The sequence below is a fragment of the Methanolacinia petrolearia DSM 11571 genome (genome assembly GCF_000147875.1).
Classification (GTDB): Archaea; Halobacteriota; Methanomicrobia; order Methanomicrobiales; family Methanomicrobiaceae; genus Methanolacinia; species Methanolacinia petrolearia.
Map to the genome: position 1 here is coordinate 801,822 of NC_014507.1, position 25,920 is coordinate 827,741.

The following is a 25,920-nucleotide window of genomic DNA, read 5'->3' on the forward strand; positions in this document are numbered from 1 at the left end:
GAAATCTATATGGGCCCTGTTTTGCGATAATTTAAGTGCCTGCAGGGACAATAATATATGTGCAATTTATCAAAACGCCGATGCTGTTTTTTGTCCTCAGGCGGCATCGCAGTTTGCAGAAAAAATATCTTGGAAATTACGGTTTCCACCTTCTAATGGGGGATAATTTTGGCTCAGAATAATTACAATGCATCAAATATAACTGTTCTTGAAGGCCTCGAACCCGTGAGGGAGAGGCCGGCCATGTATATCGGAAGCACCGATGTCCGCGGCCTGCACCATCTCGTATACGAGGTGGTCGATAATGCAGTCGACGAGGCGCTCGCGGGCGTATGTGATCATATCATCGTAACGCTCGGCAGGGACGGAACCTGCACCGTCGAAGACAACGGGCGTGGTATTCCTGTAGATATAATGGAAGAGCAGGACGGAAAGAGCGCCCTTGAAGTCGTAATGACCGTCCTTCACGCCGGCGGAAAGTTCGACAAGAACACCTACCAGGTCTCCGGCGGACTTCACGGAGTCGGTGTCTCGGTTGTAAACGCCCTTTCGGAGTTCCTCCAAGTCGAGGTCTTCAGGGACGGCTACATCTACGACATGGGCTTTGCCAGGGGCGGGCTGAAGAGCGACCTTACGTCGAGGAAGAATGCAGCCCCCGACGCATTCGAGAAGCACGGCACGAAGATCAGTTTCAAGCCCGACGCACTGATCTTTGAGACGGTGACCTTCGATTACGACATCCTCAGCCACAGGATGCGTGAGCTCGCGTTCCTGAACCGCGGAATTACAATAGAGATATCCGACGAAAGAAGCGGGTACGCGGATATATTCAATTACGAGGGTGGAATAAGCGAGTTCGTAACATATCTCATAACCGGAAAGGAGACCGTCCATCCCGATGTGATATATTTCGATACGAAGGATGCCGCGAGCATGACCGAGGTCGAGGTGGCGCTCCAGTATTCCACCGCCTACTCGGAGACGATGATGACCTTCGTCAACAGCGTAAATACAAGAGAGGGCGGAACGCATCTCGAGGGCTTCAGGAGTGCGCTTACACGTGCGATCAACAAGTCTGCAAAGGACAACAACCTGATGAAAGGGATGTCGGAGTCCCTGAAAGGAGAGGACGTCCGCGAAGGTCTTGTGACGGTAATCAGCCTGAAGGTCGCAAACCCGCAGTTCGAGGGCCAGACCAAGATGAGGCTCGGCAACAGCAACGTGAAGGGAATCGTCGACTCGCTCGTCTACCAGTCGCTGACTGAATATTTCGAGGAGAACCCGAAGGTAATTCAGGCGATTGTCTCAAAGGCCGTCGGCGCAGCAAGAGCACGCGAGGCCGCGAGGAAAGCGAGGGAGCTTGCAAGGAGAAAGAGTACTCTGGAGAGCGGAGGCCTGCCAGGAAAGCTTGCCGACTGTTCCGAACGTGATCCCTCGAAGAGCGAGATATATATCGTGGAGGGAGATTCCGCAGGTGGTTCGGCCAAGCAGGGGAGGTCGAGACAGTTCCAGGCGATCCTCCCACTCAGGGGAAAGATCCTCAACGTCGAGAAGGCGAACCCTCACAGGATACTGAAGAACGCTGAAATCCAGACCCTTATCTCTGCGATCGGCTGCGGTTTCGGCGAGAGCTTCGACGTGGAGAAGGCCCGTTACCATCACATCATATTCATGACCGATGCGGATGTCGACGGTGCTCATATCTGTACGCTGCTCCTGACATTCTTCTACCGGTACATGCCGGAGCTCATCGAGAAAGGATACATATACATTGCCCAGCCCCCGCTCTTCAGGGTCGCCAAAGGCAAGAACGAGAAGTACGCCTTCTCCGAGGAAGAGATGAAGAGATACGTAAAGGAGTTCGGCGATAAGGGCGTTTCAGTCCAGCGCTACAAGGGTCTCGGTGAGATGAACGCCGACCAGCTGTGGCACACCACGATGGCCCCCGAGTCGAGGGTCTTAAAGCAGGTCAGCGTCATCGAAGCCTCCTATGCCGACGAAATATTCAGCAAACTTATGGGAGACGACGTGGAAGCGAGAAAAGAGTTTATTATCCGTCATTCGAAGGAGGTGACGAACCTTGACATCTGAAGAGAACTCGTCCGCCGAACAGGTAAAGAGAGTGCTCCCCGTCTCGATCGAAGAGGAGATGAAGTCGTCCTATCTCGACTACGCGATGTCGGTCATCGTCGGAAGGGCGATCCCCGACGTAAGGGACGGCCTGAAGCCTGTCCACAGGCGCACGCTCTATGCGATGGGCGAGATGGGCAACTATCACGACAAGCCTTTCAAGAAGAGTGCCCGTATCGTCGGAGAAGTCATGGGTAAATACCACCCGCACGGTGATTCGTCTATCTACGATACGCTTGTCAAGATGGCCCAGCCGTTCTCGTACAGGTATATGCTCGTCGAAGGCCAGGGTAACTTCGGTTCTATCGACGGGGACTCCGCGGCTGCGATGCGTTACACCGAGGCGAGGCTCGACCCTGTCTCGGAATCGCTACTCGAGGATATCGACAAGGAGACGGTGGACTTCGGCCCGAACTTCGACGAATCACTGCAGGAGCCTCTCGTACTTCCTGCAAAGATCCCGAACCTTCTGGTCAACGGTTCCGACGGTATTGCTGTGGGTATGGCGACGAAGATGCCGCCTCACAATATCGGAGAGGTATGCAGTGCGGTCTGTGCGATGATCGACGATCCCGAGATCTCGCCGGCCGGTCTTATGGAGTATATGCCGGGCCCCGACTTCCCGACAGGCGGTGTAATCCTGGGAAGAAGCGGCATCGCTAGCGCATATACGACCGGAAGAGGCCGTATCCGTATGAGGGGAGTTGCGGAGATCGAGGATCACGAGGGCTCGAAGAAGAGCAGGATCATCATCTCGGAGATCCCCTACCAGGTCAACAAGGCGAGACTTATCGAGCAGATCGCCGACCTGGTCCGCGACAAGAAGATCGACGGGATATCGGATATCAGGGACGAGTCCGACAAGGACGGAATAAGGGTCGTGATCGAGCTGAAGAAATCTATCGTTCCGATGGTCGTCTTAAACCAGCTCTACAAACATACGCCTCTCGAATCGACTTTCGGCGTGATCAATCTTGCAATCGTCGACAACCAGCCGAAGGTCCTCACGTTAAAAGAGATTATCCAGGAGTTCCTCAAACACAGGAAGAGTGTCATATACAGGAGGACGATCTTCGAGCTTAAGAAGGCCGAGGACAGGCTCCATATCCTGAGAGGTCTTCTTCTCGCCCTTGACAATATCGATGCGGTCATCGCGACGATCCGCGGATCTTCTACGACCGAAGAGGCTTCGCAGAAATTGATCGAGAACTTCGGGCTGGACGAGATCCAGGCCGATGCGATTCTCAAGATGCAGCTCCGCCGTCTCGCGGCTCTCGAACAGCAGAAGATCATCGACGAGCGTGACGGTCTCCTGAAGGAGGTCGAGAGACTGAAGCTCATCATCTCCGACGAAGGGCACATATTCGCCGAGATCAAAAAGGAGACTTTAGAGATCTCCGAGAAGTACTCCGACGAGAGGAGGACGAAGATCAGTCACGACGTATCTGATCTCGACAAGGAGGATCTTATCGAGAACAAGCAGGTTCTTGTCTCCCTGACATCGCACAACTACATCAAGTCGATGCCCCTCGATACGTACAAGGGCCAGCACAGGGGCGGAAGGGGCATCATAGGAATGTCCACGAAGGACGAGGATTTCGTCAAGTCGGTCTTCGTCGCATCCACACATGACTACCTGTTGTGCTTCACGAGCTCGGGAAGGGTATACTGGCTGAAGGTCTACGACATCCCGGAGGCTACGAGGCAGAGCCGCGGAAAGGCGATTGTAAACCTGCTGGAGCTCGGTGACGAGGAGAAGGTGACGGCGGTTATACCTGTATCAGAGTTTAAGGAAGACGAGTTCTTCCTCTTCGCAACCCTGAACGGTATGGTCGTGAAAATCCCGCAGGTGGAGTTCTCCCGCCCGAGGCAGTCGGGAATATATGCAATCACGCTGAAGGACGGGGACGAACTTGTCCATGTCATGAAGGCGGTCGACAGCGGCGAGATAATCCTGACGACCCGCATGGGCCAGAGTCTGCGTTTCGGAATCGAATCGATCTCGCTCAGGCACAGGAACGCCCTTGGTGTCAAGGGAATCAAGCTGAGATACATGGATGAGCTCCAGGATGTAACTCCTGTGGAGAAGGATCACCTCCTGACCATCACCGAGAAAGGTTACGGCAAGCGGACGGAGTTCGATGAATTCAGGGGCCACGGAAGGGCGACGATGGGCGTAAGGAACATCCAGACGGATGTCAGCGGCGGAATCGTCTCGTCTAAGGCTGTCTCCGATGATGAGGATATAATCCTCATGAGCAGGTCGGGCATCGTGATCAGAACGAAGGTCTCTGAGATCTCGATCCAGAAACGCGGAACCCGCGGAGTGAGGATAATGAAGCTCGATGAGGGCGACAGTGTCGTGGGTTTCACGATCCTCGATTCCGACGAAGGCGATGAAGCCGGACCGGACGAAATAACAGAATAAATTTCCTCCTCCCTTTTTACGAACAGAATTATATTGTTTATTGCCGAATTGAGATCATGGAAAAAGGCAATGCGATAATAGTTATCCTTCTTCTCGTGATAATCGCAGGCGGGGGTTATATTCTTCTTGTTAAATACCCGCCTCTTTTAGAAGGCAGCAGCACAAGCACTACGCAATATTATGTTTCATCGGGTGACGGAACTGCATCCACGGAATCCGGTGGATCGGGAGAGGCGGTGTATGTCACCGATGCATCAGAGGATTTTGTCTATTACGGGGAGGTGCTGGGTACAAGTTCGAATATGAAGTCCCTCGATATCTATGCCCAGCCGCTGGACTGGGATGCAAATCTCGGGAATGATGGGATCGTTCTTCATTTCACGTTCTATGACGCGTACGGGCGAAAGGTGATATTCAGCGATACGTCGATTAGCACCCAGATTACTATATACAGTCCGACAATCGATAAGAACGGCCAGACTATAAGTCCGAGAAGAATTTTCTACAAAAGATATACCACGATTTCGTCGTCGGATGAAGGAGAGGATACTCCTTATGGCGGAATAAGAATTCCTTATTCGGATATCTCTATGACGTCTTCCGATCTCGGTATCGGCCAGATTAAGATGAGTACGTCGCTTCCGACCGGTGGGACTATAGAGGCATATGAGACCTTCCTTTGGCCGAAGGCGTGAGAAGGATTGATGTATACGGCTGAAATATCCCTGAAGACATCGGGCGAAGGGGATATAATCGATATTACTCCGCAGGGGAACAGGATCGTCGCTGAAAGCGGTGTTTTATCAGGAATAATCAACCTTTTTATCGAAGGTTCCACTGCGGCGCTTACGACTATCGAATACGAGCCGGGTGTTCTCTCGGATCTCAAACGTTCTTTGTCTGCGGTCTCGCCCGACGATATCCCCTACGAGCATAACATGGCCTGGGGCGACGGTAACGGTCGTTCGCATGTAAAGGCTGCGCTTGTCGGTCCTTCGCTGACCGTGCCGGTGAGAAAAGGCGCGATGAAGCTCGGGACCTGGCAGCAGGTTGTTCTTCTCGAACTGGATATAAGAGCGTCCAGATCAAGGACTGTTCATTGTACTGTAATAGGAGAATAGCTCCGGAGCTTTCCGGACAAAACTCGAATTATTTACTTTTGGTTTTTTAAGTTTTTAGTCAAGCGGTACTGTTTCAAGTTGTGAAACAAGCTCCCAAATACGGGTTCTTGCATGTACAGGCATGTTCGGATCATTCGAGATCTCGTCTATCATCGAGATTGCAGTGGCTGCACGAAGACCGAGACCTTTTGATTCGTCTATGAGAACCTTTCTTGTATCATCTGCGACTCTGCGTATATTTCTTGGAATCGTTGAATCTTCCATTATGGCCTGAAGCATCTGAATACAGTAGTTTATTGTGCTTTGCGGTTCTGCCATCGTTTATCACCATCCTATTATTAATTGGGTATCTGCATATATAATTGGTAAGGAGTAGATAAGTAATATGCCATCGAATCCTGAGGACATTATGGCCGAATACCTGCTGAAAGGCGGGAAAATGCTGGATAAAACCTGCCCCTCATGCGGTTCGCCGCTCTTTTTGGTAAAGGGGGAGACTATGTGCGTAGTCTGCAATAAGGCGCAGGAAGAAGCGCAGACAGATACGAAAAAAGTTGCACCCGAGTCGGGACAGAAACTGCCTGATTTCTCCGAATCCGCCCCGGAAGACTATGCGGAAGTGGTCTATGCGGATGACGAGCCGGAGGTGTCCGATGATCTCAGGGGCGAGATTGAAAAGACGATGATTCATTTTTGCAAAAAGGCGAGGAAGGAGTCGAAGCCGAAGGACTGCCTTATGATAATGGAGTGCATCAGGATCGCGGACGACGTTTTGAAAGGTCGGTAGTCTTTGATGGGGCATAAGCCCCGGGGGTGACCGTCCTCCCTGTAAAATTTGTTGGGCATAAGCCCCCTCGGGGCAGCCCGGGCGCTAAGTTTCTTCGCTTACACTCAGAAACTTGCGCAGTTGCGATAGGTCGCAAAGGGGACGGGCAAGCGTCCCCGTTTGCTCCGGGGAAAGAAAAATCTCCGATTGGAATTTCTGGTTGACTTTTTTCCTGATTTGCCTTCGGTCTTAATTTCTCCTCTCCCCGGCCGAGGCTACCCGGATGGGTAGCGTCCAGGCCGGTTATCATCATTGTGAAAGTTCGCGGAGCCTGCGGAGCGAACCGAGCATAGGGTTGCCCCGTTAGGGGCTTACACCCAAATCAATTCCCAAAAAAATATTTAACGTAATCTACGTTTAAAAAAACTTAACGATATTTCTTCCTCGAAAGCTCGAAGACGGATTTCGCGATCTTGTCCCCGATCCCGGGCACCACCTTCAGCTCCTCGATATTCGCGTTCATGATGTCCTGGATGCTGCCGAAGTGATCGAGGAGGTCCCTGGCATTCTTCGGGCCGATCGAGGGGAAAGAGGAGATCACGTATTCGAGCGATTCTCTCTCTGATCTGTATGTCTTATGGAAGTGCGGGCTCTTGCTTGGGCCGTATTCGCTCTCCTCCCTTCCGGCGAGGACATAGAGCATCTCGGCGGTGTCTTCCGCATCCTTCGTCTGGATTATCGTAATCCCCATCCCGATCGACATCGCAGCGAGAGCACCCCGGATTGCATTGGGATTGATGTTCCGCTGCGAATAGAGTTCCTCGCCTTCTATGATCACGACCGGCTTCATGCACATCTCGGCCATTCTTTTGACCTGCCCGAGAAGGTCCCTTTCAATCAGCGAATCTGCAAAGTCCCTCGTGGTCTTTCTCTCGACGATGATCCGGTCGCCGATCGCATAATCGCCGTATTCGAGCCGCTCCAGGCTGATCGAAGCGCCTTTGGTATGAAGGAGTTCGAGCACCTTCGACGATGTCTCCCTGTCGTCTGCAATTATCGAGGGGCCCGCCTGGATAAAAGAGTCGATCGAGATCTGCCCCTTTCGTGAAGGTTCCGATTCCTGTGATCCGGTATCCGCCGTCGAACCGAATCCTGTCTCCGCCGCTCCCAAATGTGAATGTTCCTGGGTCGCGGTAGCGGATGCAAGCCCGGCGATGCCCTTCTTCATCGTCTTTTCACGGTTCTGGCTGACATACCTGAAAGTTTCGTCCGATGTCCCCTTCGTCACCAGAACGATGATGCTCCCGCTCCCGTGTCGTCCGGTCCTGCCTTTTCTCTGGATGCTTCTGATCTCCGAGGGAACGGCCTCGTAGAATATTACGAGATCAGTCGAGGGAACGTCCAGCCCTTCCTCGCCGACCGATGTGGCGATGAGCACCCTGAACTCTCCGTTCCTGAATCCGGTCAGTGTCTCGATCTGCTTCTTCTGCGAGAGCCCTTTCTCCGAATCCCTCGATGCCTGCCCTATAAATTTTTTGCAGTCGATGCCTCTTCCTTTAAGATATTCGTCGAGCAGGTTGACGCTGTCCCTGTAATTCGCAAATATGATTATCCTGCTGTCCGGGAATTCTTCGAGCTGCTTTTCAACGATCTCAGCCGCGATCTCCGGCTTCGGGTGAATCTCTTTCTCCCACGAAGACGCCTCGTCGATGATCTCGCCGAAGAGAGGATCCGCCGCGAGTCTCTTTCCCGCCTTCGTCCCCGAGGGCGACGTCCCTTCCGAAAGGAGCTTGAAGAGGTAATTTTTCAGGACCATGCTCCCCTGCGATTCGCCGAGAGTTATCGCGTGTTTGATCTTCATCAGCTCCGCGTGTATCGACATCGCCTGGTAGGCATCGCGAGTATTGGTCCTCATCGTCGCGTTTATCTGCCCCTTCAGTCCGTTCAATGCTTTCATCGTCAGCCTTTCCGCCTTCGGGACGACGAAGCTCATCTTCGTCAGGGTGTCCAGCCGGTTCTGGAGGATCTCCTTCAGGCCGTCCGTGACAACCTTGATCCCGGGAGGAAGAGGGACGTCAACGTATTTGAGATCCCGCTGGTGGATATAGGGTCTCACATCCGGGTCCTCCTCCGTCCTCGTCTCGATGATCTGTATATCCAGGTTCGAGCAGACCTCGGCGACCTTATCCTCCTGGCTTCCCGGCGATGCCGTCATCGCGAGGATGAGCGGGTGGCGTGAGGTCTTCATGTACTCCTGTGCGATGAACACATACGCGTAATTTCCGACTGCCCTGTGGCACTCGTCGACAACCAGGAGTGAGACGTCCTTCAGGCTGTATCTCCCGGCGATGATGTCGTTCTTGATAATCTGCGGGGTGGCGAAGATGAACCTCTTCTCCCGCCAGAGCCGCTGCCTCTCGGAGGTCTTTGTCTCGCCTGTAAAAAGAGCGAATCCCGAGAACGCCTCGTCTTCGGGATCGATGAAATCTCTCTCGAATGTTTTTAGGTGCTGGTCGACAAGCGGCTTCGTGGGCGCCATCATCAGGAAGCGCCCGCCCGTGCTCTTCATCCTCGCGGCGGCCGCAATCGTCGCGACGGCCGTCTTGCCGAGACCCGTCGGGAGGACGACCATCGTATTGCCATCCTGTGCCCTCAGCGCTATCGAGAACTGGTACTGCCTCTCTTCAATCGATTCAGGTCTTATCAACGGGTGGCTGATATAATTCATGTTCAGAGATATTCTTCAAATGATTTTCTTCCCTTGATCAGGTCGGAGAGCAGGGCGGGAAGCTTTTCGATATCGTACCTGATCTGCATCATGGAGTCGCGTTCGCGGACCGTTACAGTATTGTCTTCCTTCGTATCGTAGTCGACAGTCACTGCGAACGGGGTTCCTATCTCGTCCTGTCTCCTGTATCTCCTTCCGATGGCGCCGGAGTCGTCGTATTCGGTGAGGATCTCCTCTTCCTGGAGTTTTGTCTTTATGCTTCTCGCAATATCGTCGAGTCCGTCGCGTGCCATCAGCGGAAGAACCGCGACCTGCACCGGTGCGACCTTCGGCGGGAACCGGAGGACATTCCTCGTCTCCCCGTCGACCATCTCCTCGTCGAATGAGTGCTCGAGAACCGCGTAAAGTATCCTGTCGATACCGTAGCTCGGCTCAATTACATGCGGCATTACATACTCGCCGTTGATCTCCGTCTCGACCTCTTTGACCTCGTAGAACTCGGGCGGGACAACGATCTTCTCGCCGTCGAGCTCTATCTCCGCTCCGTTTTCAGACGGGGAGGATACAGCGAGTGCATCGGCGACGGCCTTCGCACGATTCCTGTATTTCGGACCGAGCGCACCCATGTTGGCGACGACCTTCGTCTCCCTGATCCTCTTCGTTTCGTCGTACTGGATGAATACGGTGAACGGATCTCCGCTCTGCTTTGCATGGGCGTTGAGATCGTAGTTCGTCCTGTCCGCGATCCCGACCATCTCGACCCAGCCGAATCTTTCCGAAAAGATCTCGGCATCCCAGCAGTCCGTTGCATAGTGGGCCCGCTCGTCAGGGAGATGCTGCCTGAAGCGGACCTTGTCCGGCGAGATACCGCACGTCAGCATGAAGTCGTGCGTCTGGGCGATATAGTATGCAACATATTCGTTTGCGATGATGCCGGAGGCGACCCCGTCCTTCATCGACATCTCCTTCCGGCATTCTTTGTTCTCCTGGTCGGCGATGGAGAGGAGTGGGACCTCCCGGTCTGCATATCTTGAAAATGCCGGGTGATCCTTGTGGTCGGGGTGGATGAAGATCTCCGCCTCCGCCTGCGTGAACTCCCTGAGGCGTATCATCCCCTGTCTCGGCGAGATCTCGTTCCTGTAAGATTTTCCTATCTGGACGGTTCCGAACGGGAGTTTGTCGCGGTAGAACCTGAGAAGCCTGTTGAAGTCGGTGAAGATTCCCTGTGCGGTCTCGGGTCTCAGGTAGCCCTTTCTCTGCGAGCCCGGCCCGATGGTCGTCTGGAACATGAGGTTGAAATAATATACCTCGGCACCGTCGAAAGTTTCCGAGCACGCAGGGCATGTCAGGTCTTTAAGTGCCGCCGTGAGATCTTCGAGGGACATGATCTCTGCATTCTCTATTCCGTTGTCTTCCGCTACATGATCCGCCCTGTGATATTCTCCGCAATGCGGGCACTGGATCATCTTGTCGGCAAAACCCTTGACATGGCCTGATGCAAGATAAATCGACTCTTCTCCGATCGTCGGGCATTCGATCTCGTAGTAGCCGTCCTGGATGACGTAAAAATATCTCCAGATGTTCTCGATCTTCCTCTTCATCATGGCGCCGAGAGGACCGTAGTCGATAAAACCGGCAACAGATCCGTAACATTCCGATGTAGGCCAGACGAAACCCCTTCTTCTGGCGAGTTCAATTATCTTGTCATATATATCGGGCATTATTATCACACAATAAATATCATATGATTCGACCCAAAGGCTATAAAAGGTAATTCTCGCGGGTCATTTGGAAAAAATTGACATCCCGGGCGGGGATGAATGCAAAAGGTTTATACCTTGTCAGCAGGATGTATCTTTTTGAATAAATGTATTACCTGGGAGTGTAAGTAACAGAAAACTTTTATCTTATACAGACCTTTATATTCGAAACCTTGTGTGATCTTAATGGCAGTTGCAAAGAAGAAAAAGAAAATAAACTCAACCGACCGGAAGAAGGCGCTTTTAAACCTTTTCACGGATATTTCCGGGAAGACCGAGATTGTTGAGCCGATGAAAAAAATTCACGGTACCCTGCGTGACAAGGATGCAATAGAGAGGGAGATCGCCTTAATTATGAGGGAGATCCTCGACCAGGGCTACTTCAAAACGAAGCTGAAGCCCCGCGAACTTGCATGTCTTGTCTGTGGATACTACGAGGGTAGGAACGATACCGAGATCGCCCGCGAACTCGGGGACGAGAAGCTCTCGAAGACCGTCGCAAGAGCCCGCGTGAGACTCAAGCTGTTCAGGGAGCTCGACTTCAGGATGCCCTTCGAAAGGGACGTGATGGAGAACCTGCTCGAATCGGAGAAGACGATGAAGGAGATCAGCGAGGAGCTTGGAATAAGCCCGTCGACACTCCGCGAATACCGTCATGTAATAGAGCAGGAGAGAGATACGACGCTCGATCCGTTCCTTGAGCGCATCAAGGACGTTATGGAGGATCGCGACCTGACCGAATCGATGACCGGCGGCCTTGCGAACGACGGACTTTCCGAGGCTCTGGATGCAACTGAGGCCGAACTGGCCGACCTTTCATAATTTTTTAACGGCTTTCAGTTGCTAAGTTCTGTTTTTTCTACAAGCCAAATTTCTGCTGTGCTTATTGTCTTAAAGTATAAAAATATTCTGCCGCAAAACTGTATCATTTATATTCCGAAGATAAATTTTTAGAGTAATTTATGATCCGCCGCCTGAAGAAAATTGATTATGAACGGTATTTCGTATTCGTCATTCTGCTAGCATTAGTCCCGGGATCTTTCGGGTACATGTCATGGGAGGCGGAGAATGTCAGTATAACCGCTCTCTATATCGACGGCGCACCGGAAGGAATAGTCTACATCTCCGATCCCCATCTCCAGGACGGGAATATCGATTTCATCCGTGAATCGATCGATACGATCAACAGCCTGAATCCGTCGGTGGTCCTGATCGGCGGCGATTTCGTGAACGGCGAGGAGACGGACTTCTCGCTGCAGGATGTCTGGGGTGGGATCGATGCGCCTGTATATGCTGTCATGGGCAACCACGATTACGAGTCCGGGATACATGGTGTCAACGGCCAGATTAAGATGCTCGAAGTGGCGCAGGAGGCCAATACTTCGGTCGAAGGCTATGATATGAGCATGCTGACCGACGAGAATACAAATATAGAATTCGGCGATGCACTGGAGCAGAAGCTGGAAGATGTGGGTGTCAACGTATTGAGGAACGAGTACGTGACCCTCGATATCAACGGAACGGAGCTCCTGCTGGTCGGGCTCGACGATGGATGGGCCGGGCTGGCGGACCCGCCGGACATCCCGGATACTGACGCCTTTACGATATACATGATCCACGAACCAGAGTGCAGGGCGGACTGGCCTGATGCTGATCTCATCCTTTCCGGCCACACGCACGGCGGCCAATTCACTCCGGCGTTTATTCAGGCGCTGAATGAGAACGGGATCGTCGAACTCAGCGGTTACGTGGGCGACGGCGTCCCGACTTACATCACGAGAGGTCTCGGTTCGTCGCCCTTCTATGGAATTGAACTAAGGTTCCAGTGTACTCCGGAGATCGTTATAATCAATCCTTCGGAAGAGACCGCAGAAATGCTGGGCAGCTTCACCGAAACCATTTGAATTATTATTTTTCAGATAGAATTGTGATCCATGAGGATCAAATGGCTCGGCCATTCATGTTTTTGTATTGAAGGCTCGAAGAAGATTATTATCGACCCCTATATGCCCCACGGGGATTTCGGTTGCACTCCCGATATCGTCGCGGTGACGCACGGACACGGAGATCATTTCGGGGATACGATGAAGTTCAAAAAGCCCGTTGTATGCCCGAACGAGATCGCGAGGTACCTGTCCTCCAAAGGTTTCGATGCGGAACCGCTGAATATCGGGGGAACAATCGTGAGGGACGGTGTGTCTTTTACAATGGTCCCTGCTCTTCATTCCTCTCTGCTCCAGGTTGAAGGCGAGGAGTTATACGGGGGGCCTGCATCGGGATTCGTAATCAAGATGGACGGTGTGACGGTCTATCACGCGGGAGATACCGGGCTTTTTTCGGATATGAAGCTTATCCGGGATTTGTATCATCCTGATGTTGCCATGCTCCCTATTGGGGGGAGGTTTACGATGGGGCCTTCCGAGGCGATGATGGCCGCGGGTTTCATCGGCGCTCCTCTGGTAATTCCGATGCATTACAATACGTCGCCGCTAATCGAGCAGGACGCGGGTGAGTTCAAGCGGTCGATCGAGGAAGTGACCCCGATGAAGGTCGTTGTGATGGAGCCGGGCGAAGAGATCGATACGGACTATTATAAGGCGTTGTGATTCTCCGCCTGATCTAAGTGGATATCAAAAGCAGTTTTCACTTATTTTGACAACACCTCAGGGGATAGACGAGTATCTCCTGAGTGGAGAGACGCGGTAAATTCATGGCGTGTACGGAATGGAATATTGTAAAAAAACGTTAATGAAACAAAGGTTTCATGCACTGTTTTATGTAAATCACAACGTGATTTGCCTAAAAAACTAAATTCAACAGCTCGGGACCCTTGCCGGTCCCCTGGGCAGGGGCCGTCCGGCGGCCTGGCCGCCGGTGCCGGGGTTGCCCTAATAAGATCTGAACGTATGCTACCCCTAAATTATTTACCCGCATGAGACAGCGAAGAACCATCTGATTTTATAGTAAGGCGGATTCATCCCCCTTCTTTTTTCCTAATAAACCGTACACCCATTTGTCCGCATCTCTGCATCTCATATAAAGCAGTGAAATTATCGCGGGCATTACAATTATTCCGCCGACGAGCGAGAAGAAGATTGTTATTACCGTAGTCTCCCCGAACATCTTTATGACATTGAAGTCGGACAGGATCAGCGAGGAAAAGCCGAGGAGAGTCGTCGCACCGGAGATTGTGATCGCCGATCCTATCTTTTCGACCCCCCTCCGGATGGCTGTGAAGAATTCTTCGCCTGCATTCAGCTCCTCTTCAAATCGCTCCGTTACGAGGATGGTATATTCCATTGCGATCCCGATGGTCATCGATCCCAGGCATGCAGTTAACGGAGTATACTCAATATTCAGGATGTACATGATCAGGGTATTCCACCCTAGGATCATTGCAATGGGAATCACAGGGAGCAGCGAGGAAAACCTCCTGTATACAAGTATCAGGAATACAAGGATCATTCCGAAACCGAGTGCCGTCATATGATTTTTTGTTACACCGAGATTTTCAACAAGATCTCCTGTTATCTGGGACATTCCCGTGGGCATGGCAGAAATTCCCGCAGGCGGGTCTATCCATGTTATGTCCTTTCTGATAGATTTGACAAGTTCATTCTTCTCCATGTTGCTGAGCTCTTCGGTTTCAAATTCAATGACCGTGGTCATATCCCCTTCAAGGAATACCGATTTTTCGTCTTCAGGAATTTTTTGCAATATGAGTTTAGTTTCATAGTCTGTTTTTGGGATCTCGCCGTTGTTATATTTCTTTACGAGTTCGGCCAGGCTTTTTATTCCTGTGATCTCCTCGTGCGTATTGTCTGCATATTTGCCAAACTCGTCGATCCATCCTAAAACTTCATGAGAGGTGAGCCTGTCTCCTTCGACCATTACGGTAAAAGTGCTTGTTTCCCCGACAATGCTCTTTACGTTGTCAAGATCGATTTTTGCCGGCAGATCCTGCGGTATGAATGTATTTGTATCAACGTTTGTCTGCACCTTGTCGTCCAGTTGCATCCCGATAACGGCGGCCGACGCTAATATTAGAATTAGCGGAACAGGATTTTTTGCGACAGCCCCTGCAAATTTTCCAAGAAAAGTGCTGTATTTTTTCATGAATCCCGATTCTGCCCTTTTGCATGTTTTTGGTCTGTAGCCGGTGATCCTGAAAGTCAGGGGGACGATTATCAGCGCCGTAAAAAAACTTGCTATGACCCCGATTATACATACCGATCCAAATTGAGATATCATCGGAATCGGTGATGAGAGCAAAGCCAGGAATCCGAGACATGTCGTGCACATCGCGATTAGAACAACAGGTCCGGCTTTGATGAGCGTGGAATATATTGCTTCCCCGACGCTTTTATCCCGGACTTCGTCATTGAATCTTGCATGAAACTGGATGCCGTAATCGATACCTAGTCCGATAATCACAGGAAAGGAGCCTATTACCGGCATACTGATGGATATATCCAGCAGACCGGTAATTCCGAATGTCACGATGACCCCTGTTGAAATTATCACGACGGGCAGCATCCTGTACCTGACATATGAAAAGAGGAACGCGATGGAGACAAGCATCAGCAGAAGTGTTGCAGATATCAGGGTTTTCATCTCGCCCTGCATCGCGGACTGGAGATCTATGTTGTAAGCCGGTTCGCCTGAAACTTTTATTGAAAGTCCGGGAGGAGGATTGGAGTTTTCAATAACAGTCCCTACATTTTTCAGTGCGTTGGCTTCTTCGCTGTCGCTTAGTTCCCCGTCAAATGTGACTGCGATAAGCGTGATCAGCTGTGACTGTGAGAAGTATGCCTTTTGCTCCTCGGGAATTTTCTCTAAAATTAAATCGGTTTCAGCTTTTGAAGAAGGGAGACGGCCGCTGTTGTATGCTTTTAAAATTTCTGTGATTCCGCTGACCGATTTTACGGATTTTTCGTTTTTGAGATCAAAGGTGAGCGTGTCAAGATATTCGAGGTTTTCAATGGAGAGTAAATCGTCTCCCTGTACGATCAGGACAATCGTTTCCGAACCGAATAGTTCGTTGTAGTTTTCCATATGGCGTCCGTCCTGCGAATCCTCCCACACGAATGTGTCGTATCCCGTACTTTTGAAGTTTAAATTCTGGAGGCCGGTGAGCGATATCAGGATTACTGCCACGAGAATTCCTGCGACTATTCCGGGATGGCGGTTGATGGCATCTGCCAGAACTCCGAAGGGAGAATTCAAAGTTCCCCTCCATTAGTGTAGGCCAGATGGAGCATCTCAACCAGTATTTTCTCAAGCGCCGTCGGTTTGGCTGCCTTCATCTCGGTCCATAACAGCCCTGTTTCATACTCCGAATCGTCCTTCCCGGCCAGTTCGCTTATCGTGATGCCGCAGTAGTCTTCCACTATACGGTCTAATGACGAATTTTGAATATTTAAATTACCTGCAAAGCCAGAATCCCCGGAAGATAACACGTGTGTCATTATAATGACGTGTATGTCATGATTGTAAATAAATTATACTGACGCGTGTGTCGGTTTTTTATAATTTCCAGACAAAGTTAGATTCGAGTAATCATGCCCAAAGTGATGCCTGAATATAAAGAGGAAGTCAGAAAGAAGATAGTTCGCGCCGCTCTTGAGATAGGGGGAGAGAAAGGCCTTTCGGATATAAGGATGGAGGATGTCGCCGTGAGAGTCGGGATCTCGAGGGCGACGCTCTATCTTTATTTCAGGAATCGCGAGGAACTGATCGCGGAGGGCAACAAGGCATTCTGTGAAGATGTATCCAAAATGTTTTCTGAGGCGTTTGAGAAAGAATGCTGCAATGACGTTTTTTTGGCGATGTTTGACAATTTCCTTTTCCCCGGAGGTAGTTCAGGTAATAATATCGCCGTTGAAATGTTTGCCGCGTCCGTAAAGGACGAACAGATAAGGGATATTCTCTATGATACTTATTACAGCATGAGGAGTATTATCTCGGAATTTATCAGCGAACAGGAAAAAAAAGGAACGATTCCTAAAGAAGTTGATCCTGATCTTGCTGCAAAAATAATTCAGGCTGTTGCTCTTGGAATAAAAATGGGCTCGATTGTTGGCCTTGAGAGTGAAGAGGCAAGGAAGATCTGGCAGGCATCAATTGAAAGAGTGCTTTCCTATTGATGCCATGAATTTAAAAAAAATCTTTGTTAATATTAATCAGGCCGTCTCGATCTCCGCTTCTTTCTCAAGACCAAGTTCCTTTATCGAGATCTCCTGCATCTCATGTTTCCTGATCTTTCCTGCAACCGTCATAGGGAAGTCGTCGACGAATTTATAATATCTCGGGATCTTGTATCTCGCGATCTTTCCGTTGCAGAACTCTTTGATCTCGTCTCCGGTCAACTGCTGGTTGTCCTTCACCTTGACCCACGCCATGAGTTCCTCGCCGTACTTCTCGTCGGGAACTCCGATGATGTAGACGTCCTCGATCTTCGGGTTGGTGTGGAGGAACTCCTCTATCTCACGCGGGTAGATATTCTCCCCTCCGCGGATGACCATCTCCTTGAGCCTTCCGACGATACGGAAATATCCGTCGTCGTCCATGATCCCGAGGTCGCCGGTATGGTTCCAGCGGTCCGAGTCTATGGTCTGCCTGGTTGCACTCGGGTTGTTGTAATAACACTTCATCACCACGTAACCGCGTGCACAGATCTCGCCCGGTTCACCGCGGGAGACGATCTTCTGCGTCACCGGGTCGACGATCTTGAGTTCGACATGCGGGAAGACTCTTCCAACTGTAGCTACTCTCTTTTCAAGGGGGTCGTTGGTTGTAGTCATGGTTACGCCCGGCGAAGTCTCGGTCTGGCCGTAGACGATGACGATGTCGGTCATGTGCATCTTTTGGTTTACCGCACGCATGACCTCGATCGGGCAGGGCGATCCTGCCATGATGCCGGTCCTAAGAGTATCATACCTGTATTTGTTGAAGTTCGGGTGCTTGAGCTCGGCGATGAACATCGTCGGAACGCCATGGACAGCCGTGCATTTCTCCTCGTCGATCGTCTTCAGCACCGTCTCCGCGTCGAAGGCGGGGGAAGGGAGGACCATCGTGGAGCCGTGCGTGACGCAGGCGAAGTTCGAGAGGACCATCCCGAAGCAGTGGTAGAACGGGACCGGGATGCAGAGCCTGTCCTTCTCGGTGAACTTCATTCCGTTTCCGATCGTATAGCCGTTGTTCACTACATTGTGGTGGGTAAGGACGACGCCCTTCGGGTACCCTGTCGTTCCGCTCGTATACTGGATGTTGATCGGGTCGTCGAATGTCAGGTGCATTTCGCGCTCTTTGAGTTCGTCTCTGCTGATGTTTGCACCCTTGCCCATGAACTCGTTCCACGTGTACATACCGTTGTATGGAACGTCCCCCATGAAGACGACGTTTCTTAAGAAAGGATACTTCTCGGTGCTGATCTTCTTTCCCGGCCTTGCCTCCACTGCTTCCGGGCACGCCTCGTAGAACATTCCCACGTAATCGGAAGTCTTGAATCTTCCCTGGAGGAATATTGTGTGGATCTCGGCCTGCTTTAAGGCGTATTCGAGTTCGAACGTCCTGTAGGCCGGGTTGATGTTCACCATTATCGCGCCGCATTTCGCGGTTGCAAACTGCAGAAGCGTCCATTCGGCGTAGTTCATCGCCCATATGGCGACCCTGTCGCCTTTGTTGACGTCGAGAGCCATCAGGCTGCATGCAATATCCTCAACCTTTTCCAGAAATTCCCTGTAAGTCCATCTGATATTTTGTTGAACGGAGACCAGCGCTTCATTATCCGGATAAGTTGCGCATATTCTCTCCAGCATCTCGCCGACGGTCTCACCGATGAGGGGTTCGCTGGATGTTCCGCTTGCGTAGCTTATCATAGCCATATCCGGAAATGTTGAATTTATAACGAAATATATTTGATGTGGATTGCAGATTTATAAATCCGGGTTAAAACCAAATAATTAAATTAGAATATGACCTTATATTGATGGCTTAACCGGGGTCGTGGCCTAGTCCGGCATGGCGACGGGCTCCAGCGGTCTTTGCGTATGATGAACAATGGGTCTGCTGAAGGGAAACCTAGTGATGATCCGTTGGAGCGCTGATGCAAAACCTTGATTTCTCTTAATCGCGCTCAAACGCATGTTCGGAGAGACCCGTCGATCGTGAGTTCAAATCTCACCGACCCCACTGATTTTTGACATCTACACAAGTGGTGTGAGCATCTATTTTTACCATTAAAACAATAATTTAGGCAGGAAGGAAATATTCCATGTATTTGATTGGTGAAGCACTAGAAGGAGAAGGCGCAGAACTTGCGCACATAGATCTTTTAATTGGAGACAAGATGGGCCCTGTAGGAATGGCTTTTGCAAACGCAGCATCCCAGCTGGCTCCCGGCCACACTCCGCTTCTTGCGGTAATCAGGCCGAATCTGCTTACAAAGCCTGCAACGCTCATTATTCCGAAGGTTACCCTGAAGACCGAGGGCCAGGTAAATGCGATGTTCGGAGCGGTTCAGGCTGCAATTGCGAAGGCTGTCGCAGATTCGTACGAAGAGGGCGTCTTTGAAGGATGCGGATACGACCCCGAGGATATTGTTATTCTTGCAAGTGCATTCCTGCACCCCGAGGCAAGGGACTACAACCGTATATACCGCTACAACTACGGGTCGACCAAGCTCGCAATCAAACGTGCGCTTGACATGTTCCCTGACAAGGCGACGCTCATGAACGAGAAGGATCGTGCCGGACATGCGGTTATGGGATTCAAGGTCCAGAGGCTCTGGAACCCTCCTTACCTGCAGGTTGCACTTGACCTCGTGGATATGAATGCTGTCAGAAAGGTTCTCGAAGAAGTCCCGAAGAACGACCATGTTCTTATCGAGGCGGGAACGCCGACTATTAAGCAGTTCGGTCTTGCGGTAATCGACGAGATCAGGAAGATCCGCCCCGATGCATTCATCATTGCCGACTTAAAGACTCTCGACACCGGAAACCTCGAGGCAAGGATGGCAGCAAACGCATCCGCCGACGCTGTCGTGGTTTCCGGTCTTGCACCTATATCTACCATCGAGAAGTTCATCCTTGAAGCAAGGAAGACAGGAATCTACTCGATCATCGATATGCTTAACGTTGCAAAACCTGCAGATCTTATCAAGGAGCTTGCAAAGAAGGGAGCTGTTCCCGATATCGTCGAGATGCACCGTGCAATCGACACCGAGGGAGACGAATACAACTGGGGAGATATCCCGGCGATCAAGAAAGCTGCAGGCGGAAAGCTCATTGTCGCAACTGCGGGCGGAATCAGGCAACATGTCGTCCAGACCGCACTCAAGTCGGGCGCAGACATCGTCGTCGTCGGACGTGCAATCACTGCGAGCAAGAATATCAAGAACGCGGCCGAGCAGTTCATAGAAGAGATCAATAATCCTGAGATCGATCAGTTCAGGATCATGACCGATTTCTGAAACTTTTTTTACATCTTTTTTTCGAATCAGTTTTTTTTATTTTTTTCCTTTTACTGCGGGCGTATGTTTTTGGGATGAAAATTGTTCAAGGGCATGGTGAAAGAATATTATTATAACTTCTGCATTTATTCGCGAGATGGGTATGTTTTATATAAAGTTTATCACCGTCAGGCTGAACAAAGAACTGATTGTTCAAGAGCATGGTGAAAGTATTTTTCTACTCATTTTTTCATAGTATCAATTATAGGCCCTCCGGGGTCTATGGTGAAAGCGATGAAAAAATTTGGAATTTTTCTAATAGTGATAGCTTTGGCTATGCTCGTATCGTGTGCTTCGGCATCAATGGATCTTTTTGATACCAAAAAGATCGACATGGGTGGTTATACCGTAACTGTACCGGACGTCACAGGAATTAATTATCCACAGGTCAAGAGTGTTTATGCGACAATTACCCAAGGAGAAACAGACTGGTTCTCAACAGATATCAGTGGATATTATACACAGTTTCACGTTGATCTTAACTGGGGAGATGTAACTGATTCCTTAAGACTGAAAGTCTATTCTCCAGATGGCTATACGTTTGGATATTATTATGACAGTTTCGATGGATCTAACAATGGAAGAATAGAACTGAACATCAACAATAATAATGGCATTGCGGAAGGAACTTGGTATTGTGAGGTATATGGATACGATGTCACAGGTACGGAGGACTATACAATATAATTACACATGGAATATTAGAACAAAAATTTTGCAGGAAGATAACCCCCTTCCTGATATTTTACTTTAGAATTTTAATTATATTTTTTAAGCTATGAAAAAAAAATGAGGAAGATTATTATATCTGTCTCTCTATGAAAATATTATTATGAACTTGTGCTTGAAAATACCTTTTTTGATCTTTTTTTTCATAACTTTATGTGTTCATATAGGTTCATGTGAGTATACAGTCACTCCTGGTGGGGATGTGGGGCAGAATTCATATGCCTCAGGATTTAAAGAATATGTTTCATTTTGGGATCTTCCCCTGTCGATAAAAATCTCCTTTTTTATTGCCCTAATCGGCGGCTTCTTAGCCGCCATTAAATTTTTCCCGCCACTTGCGGGAAGGATCGGGTCGATTCTCGAAAACAAAAAGAGAAAGGAGATACTGGAGTACATTTGTGAAAATCCCGGGAAATGTTTCGAGGAGATCGCATTGGCGATGAATATCAAGCGCAACAGTCTTCGCTATCATATAAAACGCCTCAGCCAGGGAGATTATATCGTCATAGAGAATACAGACAATTCAAGGAGAGTCTTTCCTAATCACGGCACTTTCTCCGGACTTGAGAGAAAGATCATCAGCATGAGCCATAATCCCACGCAGCTGAAGATTCTCGCACTCATAACGAAATATCCGGGCATCAGGAACGTAGACCTGAAAGACGAACTGGGGATTTCAAAAAGCGCAGTTAGCTGGCATGTCGGCAAAATCAGAAGTGCTGGTCTCCTTTCCTGCCGGAAATCGGGAACTGCAAAGCATTATTATGTAAGATCGGGACTTGAGAAGGTCATCGTCAAAAATCTTCCCGAAGACCTAAGGGAAAATTATGGATTTTCTGTCTGAAGTTTATTGTCTGAATAGAATGATTTCATGCAGGTAATATTTTTCAGGTTGAGAGCGCGAAGAAAATTCTATGGAATATGGCTGGTTATTGATGTAATAAAAAGAAATTTATCGTTACACATAATATCAAAAATTGAAATCCTTCAGTATGACGTTTTTTTTCGATCATTAGATTTCTTTGTTCAAGAGCATGGTGAAAGTTTTTATTAATGAGCTAGCTCCATTTTCAATTGGGGGTCTAAGGTGGAGGAGTGTTCCTCCACCTGAACCTTTCCTGGATTATTAACCAGTTGAAGACATTAGGGAAGAAAAGTCAGAGGAGTCAACTTCGTTCCTTTCTCTCCCCGATCGTCCGCCGGCAAATAAGACCGGCATTCATCTTTGTCGACATCAATGCAGATTAAGGTTTGCATACCGGTTGTTCTGTTCAGGGATTAATCCCCCACCTGAACCCGGAATCTCGAAGAAGTCTCAGGAAACCACAAGATCACACAAGTCCAATTTTCTTCTTTTTTTCGGGTTCTAATTTATGAATGTAGGTGAAAAAATGAAAGCGAAGAAAGGAATGCAGGCTTTGAGCCTGTTAATGATTTTGGTACTTTCGGTTGCTGTGATAGTACCCATTGTAAGTGCGGTAGATCCCACAACACCAAATGTACCAGAAGAAAAAAAATATAATGAGACGGCTTCAATGGTTGAAGAAAGTTCTACAGATCTGCCGGATTTTCAACCAAACATCATGGATAAATTGTCCTATGAAGAAGAAAAGGAATGCATGAAAACTCTCACGCCTACTCCCCCATTACCAGAATCCGAAATTGCAGAGTTAATTGTTTCAGAAGCGTGGCTTTTACAGAACGATGAAGATAAGCGTTCAGAAATTGTTCGAATCACAATTCCCGAAAGTTGGCTGAAGGATTCTCCAGTGAATGAGAAAGAGGCTATTGTCTTACTTCGGGTACCAAAAAAGATGTTAAAGCTTGATAACAAAAACGCCAATCCTAATGAAATTACATTGTCCTACCCGATAGAGATGTTTAAGTTTTACTCAAATATTGATGAAATGGAAATGGACAGAAATTGTAAAGATAATGAAATTAGTTCAATGAATGATCAATTATCAACTTCCATGTCAGGTACCAGTAATTTGTATAATCTTAAATCCGGTAATACCAAGGATATCAATAGATATGCAAGAGCTTGGTACTATGGAAATAGAAGCTTTAATGTTGTGACAGTTACAGGTAGTATCGATCCAACATCTTATTCTAATCAGGGAGAAACTTTTAGAAATTATAACGAAAGAGAAATTTACCTTGATAGGGATGGAGACATAATTGAATTTATATCAGATTTTACTGATAGTGGAAATTCCTATGTATGGACAGCAATATATGATGAAGATTCATGGGTAACTCCATGGAACTGGCTGTTAGTGAATGTAACTGGAACTCTTCAGCAGATCGAATACCGTTTATATATGGATGATGGCTATTATGATTTATGGTTAAGAGATACATCCACGGATACATGGTACCAGAATTCCTATAATGATCGTGATAATCCTGCCACAAGAGTTAATTGGCTTGTAGGTTCAACTGAAGTTGATACTGTGGGTAGTATATCAGAATATTTCAAAACAGAGACGAATCCAATAAGGGATGACTGGACTTATGCAAATGGAGATTGGCATAGTCCACAAATTACGTTTAATTGGAATGGTTATGACCCTGCTGATGATCAATATGTCTATATAAGAGCAGGGTGGGATGGTTCTGGTAGAATTAACACCCGGCACATTGCGGGTAGTGATTATTGAATCATCAAAACATTATTTTTTTAAAAAGGAAGAGTAGGATGGTAATTAACATAAATAGAATAAAAGTTTGGATCTTTATCGGGCTGCTTATTGGAGCGACTGTATTTTTCTCTGGATGTGTTTTTGATGAGGCTCCTAATAGTCCCGGTAACGAATATTCTGTACAAACACCGCCATCAACAATCGCCCGGCCACCTTCCTTATTCATTAATGCCTCTTCAATAAAACCTTCTTTCCTGTCGGGTGAAACGGTTGAGGTCGATATTACATTTAGAAATACAGATGAAGACCCGGTTGTAATCGATTCATTTCCGCCTGAGATAATACTTAGTAACCCTACATCGGGTATTGTACGTAACTATCCTTGTGGCAGTGATACAATAACACTGGAACCTGGCGAGAGTATCGATTACATTTTGAAATGGGACCAGCGTGACTCTGACGGAGATGGAGCGGACCCGGGAATTTATCTTGTGAAAGTATCAGATGTCTCTTACTATGAAAACGGTGCAAAAAAAGTGATCTTTCCTGAAGGGGCCGATATCGCGAGTGTAATTATAGAGTACCCGCAGGGGGCCATTGAAGGGGAGATCTTTGTCCACCACTCAGAAAAATTAAATGGATATCTTGTTACTCTTGAAAATATCACGTTTACTCCTACTGTTTCAACGATATATATCGTTCTGCATTCCGTTGATAATTCATTCTTCAGGACAACAGATCAAACAAATACTCCCTTACCCACGCCTCCGGCAGGTCTTAATCCCTTAGGGTACTACCGGATAGATGACGGGCCGGAGAAAGAATTCACATGTACTGGGTATAGAGTCGTTGATGAGACCATCGTGCTATTATGGGACTTTGAGCCGGTACCAACTGATGTCGGGGAGTTGCATTTTGTGATTACTAGTCTCGGGGATTGGGAAGGTTATTGTGAGATTCATGTTGATGTCAGTAATTCAACGATAAACCTACTTAGTGTATAGAGAATCCCATGAAAGATCCCCGTTGGAGGTGTACATCCCTTCACTGATATTTTATCTACTTCTTTGTTAGTGAAGACAATCCTGCAGATTTCATGAATTTTTGATCATAGCTATTTCACACTGGCGACTCTCCCTAAGAACTCAGTACCTATATACACTATGGAACAAGAGCGAACTGGATGATCAACTGAAGTGTTGAACAGAATTTATATGGCTAGGACAATTATATTATCATTGAAAATACCGATAACTCAAAGAGAGTCTTTCCCAATCATGGCACATTCTCCGGACTTGAAAGAAAGATCATCAGTATGAGCCATAATCCTACTCAGCTGAAGATTCTTGCACTCATAACGAAATATCCGGGCATAAGAAACGTAGACCTGAAAGACGAACTGGGGATTTCAAAAAGTGCAGTGAGCTGGCATGTAGGAAAAATTGAAAGTGCAGGTCTCCTTTCCTGCCGGAAATCGGGAACGGCGAGGCATTATTATATAAGATCGGGACTTGAGAAGGTTATTGTCAAAAACCTTCCCGAAGAATTGAGGGAAAATTACGGATTTTCTGTCTGAGAATCATTGCCTGAATTGAATGATTTCCTGCAGGTAATACTTTTCAGGTTGAAAGCGCGAAGAAAATTCTATGGAATATGGTTGTTTATTGATGCAATAAAGAGAAATTTATCGTTATACATAATATCAAAAATTGAAATACTTCAGTATGACGTTTTTTTTCGATCATTATATTTCATTGTTCAAGAGCATGGTGAAAGTTTTTATTAAAGAGCTAGCTCCATTTTCAATTGGGGGTCTAAGGTGGAGGAGTGATCTTCCACCCGAACCTTTCCTGGATTATTAACCAGTTGAAGACATTAGGGAAGAAAAGTCAGAGGAGTCAACTTCGTTCCTTTCTCTCCCCGATCGTCCGCCGGCAAATAGGACCGGCATTCATCTTTGTCGACATCAATGCAGATTAAGTTTTGCATACCGGTTGTTCTGTTCAGGGATTAATCCCCCACCTGAACCCGGAATCTCGAAGAAGTCTCAGGAAACCACAAGATCACACAAGTCCAATTTTCTTCTTTTTTTCGGGTTCTAA

Annotated in this window: 22 protein-coding genes and 1 tRNA gene; 16 read left to right on the top strand and 7 right to left on the bottom strand. The window is 48.5% G+C overall.

All coding sequences use genetic code 11. The features are described 5' to 3' along the window. Positions 1 to 168 precede the first annotated feature (168 nt). From gyrB to MPET_RS04020, 4 genes are read left to right on the top strand one after another with little or no spacing between them, the layout of a single operon-like run. On the top strand, positions 169 to 2,091 hold the full coding sequence (gyrB, locus tag MPET_RS04005) for a DNA topoisomerase (ATP-hydrolyzing) subunit B (protein WP_013328738.1): 1,923 nt from the start codon (positions 169 to 171) through the stop codon (positions 2,089 to 2,091). Further along, a complete protein-coding gene (gene gyrA, locus MPET_RS04010) occupies positions 2,081 to 4,558 on the top strand; it encodes a DNA gyrase subunit A (RefSeq protein ID WP_013328739.1) in 2,478 nt (825 codons plus the stop codon). Before gyrB ends, gyrA begins: the two co-directional genes overlap by 11 nt. Positions 4,559 to 4,614: 56 nt before the next feature. Then, positions 4,615 to 5,253: a hypothetical protein gene (locus tag MPET_RS04015; protein WP_013328740.1), complete on the top strand. Its 639-nt coding sequence runs from the start codon at positions 4,615 to 4,617 to the stop codon at positions 5,251 to 5,253. 9 nt (positions 5,254 to 5,262) lie between these two features. After that, entirely contained in the window at positions 5,263 to 5,679 is a 417-nt protein-coding gene (locus tag MPET_RS04020; RefSeq protein WP_013328741.1) for a secondary thiamine-phosphate synthase enzyme YjbQ, read from the top strand. 54 nt (positions 5,680 to 5,733) lie between these two features. Here the strand turns inward: MPET_RS04020 and MPET_RS04025 are convergent, their stop codons facing one another. Next, complete coding sequence (locus tag MPET_RS04025; protein ID WP_013328742.1) at positions 5,734 to 5,997, bottom strand: UPF0147 family protein; 264 nt, start codon at positions 5,995 to 5,997, stop codon at positions 5,734 to 5,736. A gap of 67 nt (positions 5,998 to 6,064) precedes the next feature. On the opposite strand from MPET_RS04025, the gene MPET_RS04030 reads away from it, so the two are divergent. Continuing rightward, positions 6,065 to 6,466 (top strand): Sjogren's syndrome/scleroderma autoantigen 1 family protein, encoded by a 402-nt coding sequence (locus MPET_RS04030; protein ID WP_013328743.1) that lies wholly within the window; start codon positions 6,065 to 6,067, stop codon positions 6,464 to 6,466. 406 nt (positions 6,467 to 6,872) lie between these two features. Here MPET_RS04030 and MPET_RS04035 read toward each other — a convergent pair whose 3' ends face one another. After that, positions 6,873 to 9,173: a DEAD/DEAH box helicase gene (locus MPET_RS04035; RefSeq protein WP_013328744.1), complete on the bottom strand. Its 2,301-nt coding sequence runs from the start codon at positions 9,171 to 9,173 to the stop codon at positions 6,873 to 6,875. Positions 9,174 to 9,175: 2 nt separating this feature from the next. After that, on the bottom strand, positions 9,176 to 10,894 hold the full coding sequence (gene glyS, locus MPET_RS04040) for a glycine--tRNA ligase (RefSeq protein WP_013328745.1): 1,719 nt from the start codon (positions 10,892 to 10,894) through the stop codon (positions 9,176 to 9,178). 225 nt (positions 10,895 to 11,119) lie between these two features. Here glyS and MPET_RS04045 point away from each other — a divergent pair, with 225 nt between their 5' ends. The 3 genes from MPET_RS04045 to MPET_RS04055 all read left to right on the top strand — a co-directional run bounded on the left by MPET_RS04045 (position 11,120) and on the right by MPET_RS04055 (position 13,539). Next, positions 11,120 to 11,755 (top strand): helix-turn-helix domain-containing protein, encoded by a 636-nt coding sequence (locus MPET_RS04045; RefSeq protein ID WP_013328746.1) that lies wholly within the window; start codon positions 11,120 to 11,122, stop codon positions 11,753 to 11,755. Between the two features lie 140 nt (positions 11,756 to 11,895). Beyond that, positions 11,896 to 12,837, top strand: coding sequence for a metallophosphoesterase (locus MPET_RS04050; protein ID WP_013328747.1), 942 nt, complete (start codon positions 11,896 to 11,898; stop codon positions 12,835 to 12,837). Between the two features lie 30 nt (positions 12,838 to 12,867). Further along, positions 12,868 to 13,539, top strand: a complete 672-nt coding sequence (locus MPET_RS04055; protein ID WP_013328748.1) for a metal-dependent hydrolase — start codon at positions 12,868 to 12,870, stop codon at positions 13,537 to 13,539. A gap of 352 nt (positions 13,540 to 13,891) precedes the next feature. On the opposite strand, the gene MPET_RS04060 is transcribed toward MPET_RS04055, so the two are convergent. Next, positions 13,892 to 16,159, bottom strand: a complete 2,268-nt coding sequence (locus MPET_RS04060) for an efflux RND transporter permease subunit (protein ID WP_013328749.1) — start codon at positions 16,157 to 16,159, stop codon at positions 13,892 to 13,894. Continuing rightward, entirely contained in the window at positions 16,156 to 16,401 is a 246-nt protein-coding gene (locus MPET_RS15280; RefSeq protein WP_013328750.1) for a hypothetical protein, read from the bottom strand. The genes MPET_RS04060 and MPET_RS15280 overlap by 4 nt, the downstream gene beginning before the upstream one ends. A 105-nt stretch (positions 16,402 to 16,506) precedes the next feature. Between MPET_RS15280 and MPET_RS04070 the strand changes: the two genes are divergently transcribed. Beyond that, positions 16,507 to 17,079, top strand: a complete 573-nt coding sequence (locus tag MPET_RS04070; protein WP_048130599.1) for a TetR/AcrR family transcriptional regulator — start codon at positions 16,507 to 16,509, stop codon at positions 17,077 to 17,079. A 36-nt stretch (positions 17,080 to 17,115) separates the two neighbouring features. On the opposite strand, the gene MPET_RS04075 is transcribed toward MPET_RS04070, so the two are convergent. Next, positions 17,116 to 18,819 (bottom strand): AMP-binding protein, encoded by a 1,704-nt coding sequence (locus tag MPET_RS04075; protein ID WP_048130601.1) that lies wholly within the window; start codon positions 18,817 to 18,819, stop codon positions 17,116 to 17,118. 115 nt (positions 18,820 to 18,934) lie between these two features. Between MPET_RS04075 and MPET_RS15105 the strand changes: the two genes are divergently transcribed. The 3 genes from MPET_RS15105 (at position 18,935) to MPET_RS04085 (ending at position 21,131) form a co-directional block, all read left to right on the top strand. Next, positions 18,935 to 19,126: transfer RNA gene (locus MPET_RS15105), tRNA-Trp, on the top strand. An 82-nt stretch (positions 19,127 to 19,208) separates the two neighbouring features. Beyond that, on the top strand, positions 19,209 to 20,405 hold the full coding sequence (locus tag MPET_RS04080; protein WP_013328753.1) for a bifunctional 5,6,7,8-tetrahydromethanopterin hydro-lyase/3-hexulose-6-phosphate synthase: 1,197 nt from the start codon (positions 19,209 to 19,211) through the stop codon (positions 20,403 to 20,405). Between the two features lie 273 nt (positions 20,406 to 20,678). Next, positions 20,679 to 21,131 (top strand): hypothetical protein, encoded by a 453-nt coding sequence (locus MPET_RS04085; RefSeq protein ID WP_225353847.1) that lies wholly within the window; start codon positions 20,679 to 20,681, stop codon positions 21,129 to 21,131. A 201-nt stretch (positions 21,132 to 21,332) separates the two neighbouring features. On the opposite strand, the gene MPET_RS15465 is transcribed toward MPET_RS04085, so the two are convergent. Beyond that, positions 21,333 to 21,569, bottom strand: coding sequence for a hypothetical protein (locus MPET_RS15465; protein ID WP_225353892.1), 237 nt, complete (start codon positions 21,567 to 21,569; stop codon positions 21,333 to 21,335). Here MPET_RS15465 and MPET_RS04090 point away from each other — a divergent pair. The 4 genes from MPET_RS04090 (at position 21,568) to MPET_RS04105 (ending at position 25,394) form a co-directional block, all read left to right on the top strand. Then, complete coding sequence (locus MPET_RS04090) at positions 21,568 to 22,017, top strand: winged helix-turn-helix transcriptional regulator (protein ID WP_263640445.1); 450 nt, start codon at positions 21,568 to 21,570, stop codon at positions 22,015 to 22,017. The two genes, MPET_RS15465 and MPET_RS04090, sit on opposite strands and share 2 nt — an antisense overlap. Positions 22,018 to 22,546: 529 nt before the next feature. Continuing rightward, positions 22,547 to 23,836, top strand: coding sequence for a hypothetical protein (locus tag MPET_RS04095; RefSeq protein ID WP_013328756.1), 1,290 nt, complete (start codon positions 22,547 to 22,549; stop codon positions 23,834 to 23,836). A 38-nt stretch (positions 23,837 to 23,874) separates the two neighbouring features. Beyond that, positions 23,875 to 24,822, top strand: a complete 948-nt coding sequence (locus tag MPET_RS04100; protein WP_013328757.1) for a hypothetical protein — start codon at positions 23,875 to 23,877, stop codon at positions 24,820 to 24,822. A 311-nt stretch (positions 24,823 to 25,133) separates the two neighbouring features. Then, positions 25,134 to 25,394 (top strand): winged helix-turn-helix transcriptional regulator, encoded by a 261-nt coding sequence (locus MPET_RS04105; protein WP_048130606.1) that lies wholly within the window; start codon positions 25,134 to 25,136, stop codon positions 25,392 to 25,394. The last annotated feature ends 526 nt before the right edge of the window (positions 25,395 to 25,920 follow it).

Excerpts from the sequence above, each read along its gene's own strand:
- MPET_RS04035 (WP_013328744.1), bottom strand. The coding sequence starts at position 9,173 with ATGAATTATATCAGCCACCCGTTGATAAGACCTGAATCGATTGAAGAG.
- MPET_RS04045 (WP_013328746.1), top strand. The coding sequence starts at position 11,120 with ATGGCAGTTGCAAAGAAGAAAAAGAAAATAAACTCAACCGACCGGAAG.
- MPET_RS04095 (WP_013328756.1), top strand. The coding sequence starts at position 22,547 with ATGAATGTAGGTGAAAAAATGAAAGCGAAGAAAGGAATGCAGGCTTTG.
- MPET_RS04025 (WP_013328742.1), bottom strand. The coding sequence starts at position 5,997 with ATGGCAGAACCGCAAAGCACAATAAACTACTGTATTCAGATGCTTCAG.
- MPET_RS04015 (WP_013328740.1), top strand. The coding sequence starts at position 4,615 with ATGGAAAAAGGCAATGCGATAATAGTTATCCTTCTTCTCGTGATAATC.
- MPET_RS15465 (WP_225353892.1), bottom strand. The coding sequence starts at position 21,569 with ATGTACTCCAGTATCTCCTTTCTCTTTTTGTTTTCGAGAATCGACCCG.
- MPET_RS04075 (WP_048130601.1), bottom strand. The coding sequence starts at position 18,819 with ATGGCTATGATAAGCTACGCAAGCGGAACATCCAGCGAACCCCTCATC.
- MPET_RS15280 (WP_013328750.1), bottom strand. The coding sequence starts at position 16,401 with ATGACACACGTGTTATCTTCCGGGGATTCTGGCTTTGCAGGTAATTTA.
- MPET_RS04050 (WP_013328747.1), top strand. The coding sequence starts at position 11,896 with ATGATCCGCCGCCTGAAGAAAATTGATTATGAACGGTATTTCGTATTC.
- glyS (WP_013328745.1), bottom strand. The coding sequence starts at position 10,894 with ATGCCCGATATATATGACAAGATAATTGAACTCGCCAGAAGAAGGGGT.
- MPET_RS04070 (WP_048130599.1), top strand. The coding sequence starts at position 16,507 with ATGCCTGAATATAAAGAGGAAGTCAGAAAGAAGATAGTTCGCGCCGCT.
- MPET_RS04020 (WP_013328741.1), top strand. The coding sequence starts at position 5,263 with ATGTATACGGCTGAAATATCCCTGAAGACATCGGGCGAAGGGGATATA.
- MPET_RS04105 (WP_048130606.1), top strand. The coding sequence starts at position 25,134 with ATGAGCCATAATCCTACTCAGCTGAAGATTCTTGCACTCATAACGAAA.
- MPET_RS04100 (WP_013328757.1), top strand. The coding sequence starts at position 23,875 with ATGGTAATTAACATAAATAGAATAAAAGTTTGGATCTTTATCGGGCTG.
- MPET_RS04085 (WP_225353847.1), top strand. The coding sequence starts at position 20,679 with ATGAAAAAATTTGGAATTTTTCTAATAGTGATAGCTTTGGCTATGCTC.
- MPET_RS04055 (WP_013328748.1), top strand. The coding sequence starts at position 12,868 with ATGAGGATCAAATGGCTCGGCCATTCATGTTTTTGTATTGAAGGCTCG.
- MPET_RS04030 (WP_013328743.1), top strand. The coding sequence starts at position 6,065 with ATGCCATCGAATCCTGAGGACATTATGGCCGAATACCTGCTGAAAGGC.
- MPET_RS04080 (WP_013328753.1), top strand. The coding sequence starts at position 19,209 with ATGTATTTGATTGGTGAAGCACTAGAAGGAGAAGGCGCAGAACTTGCG.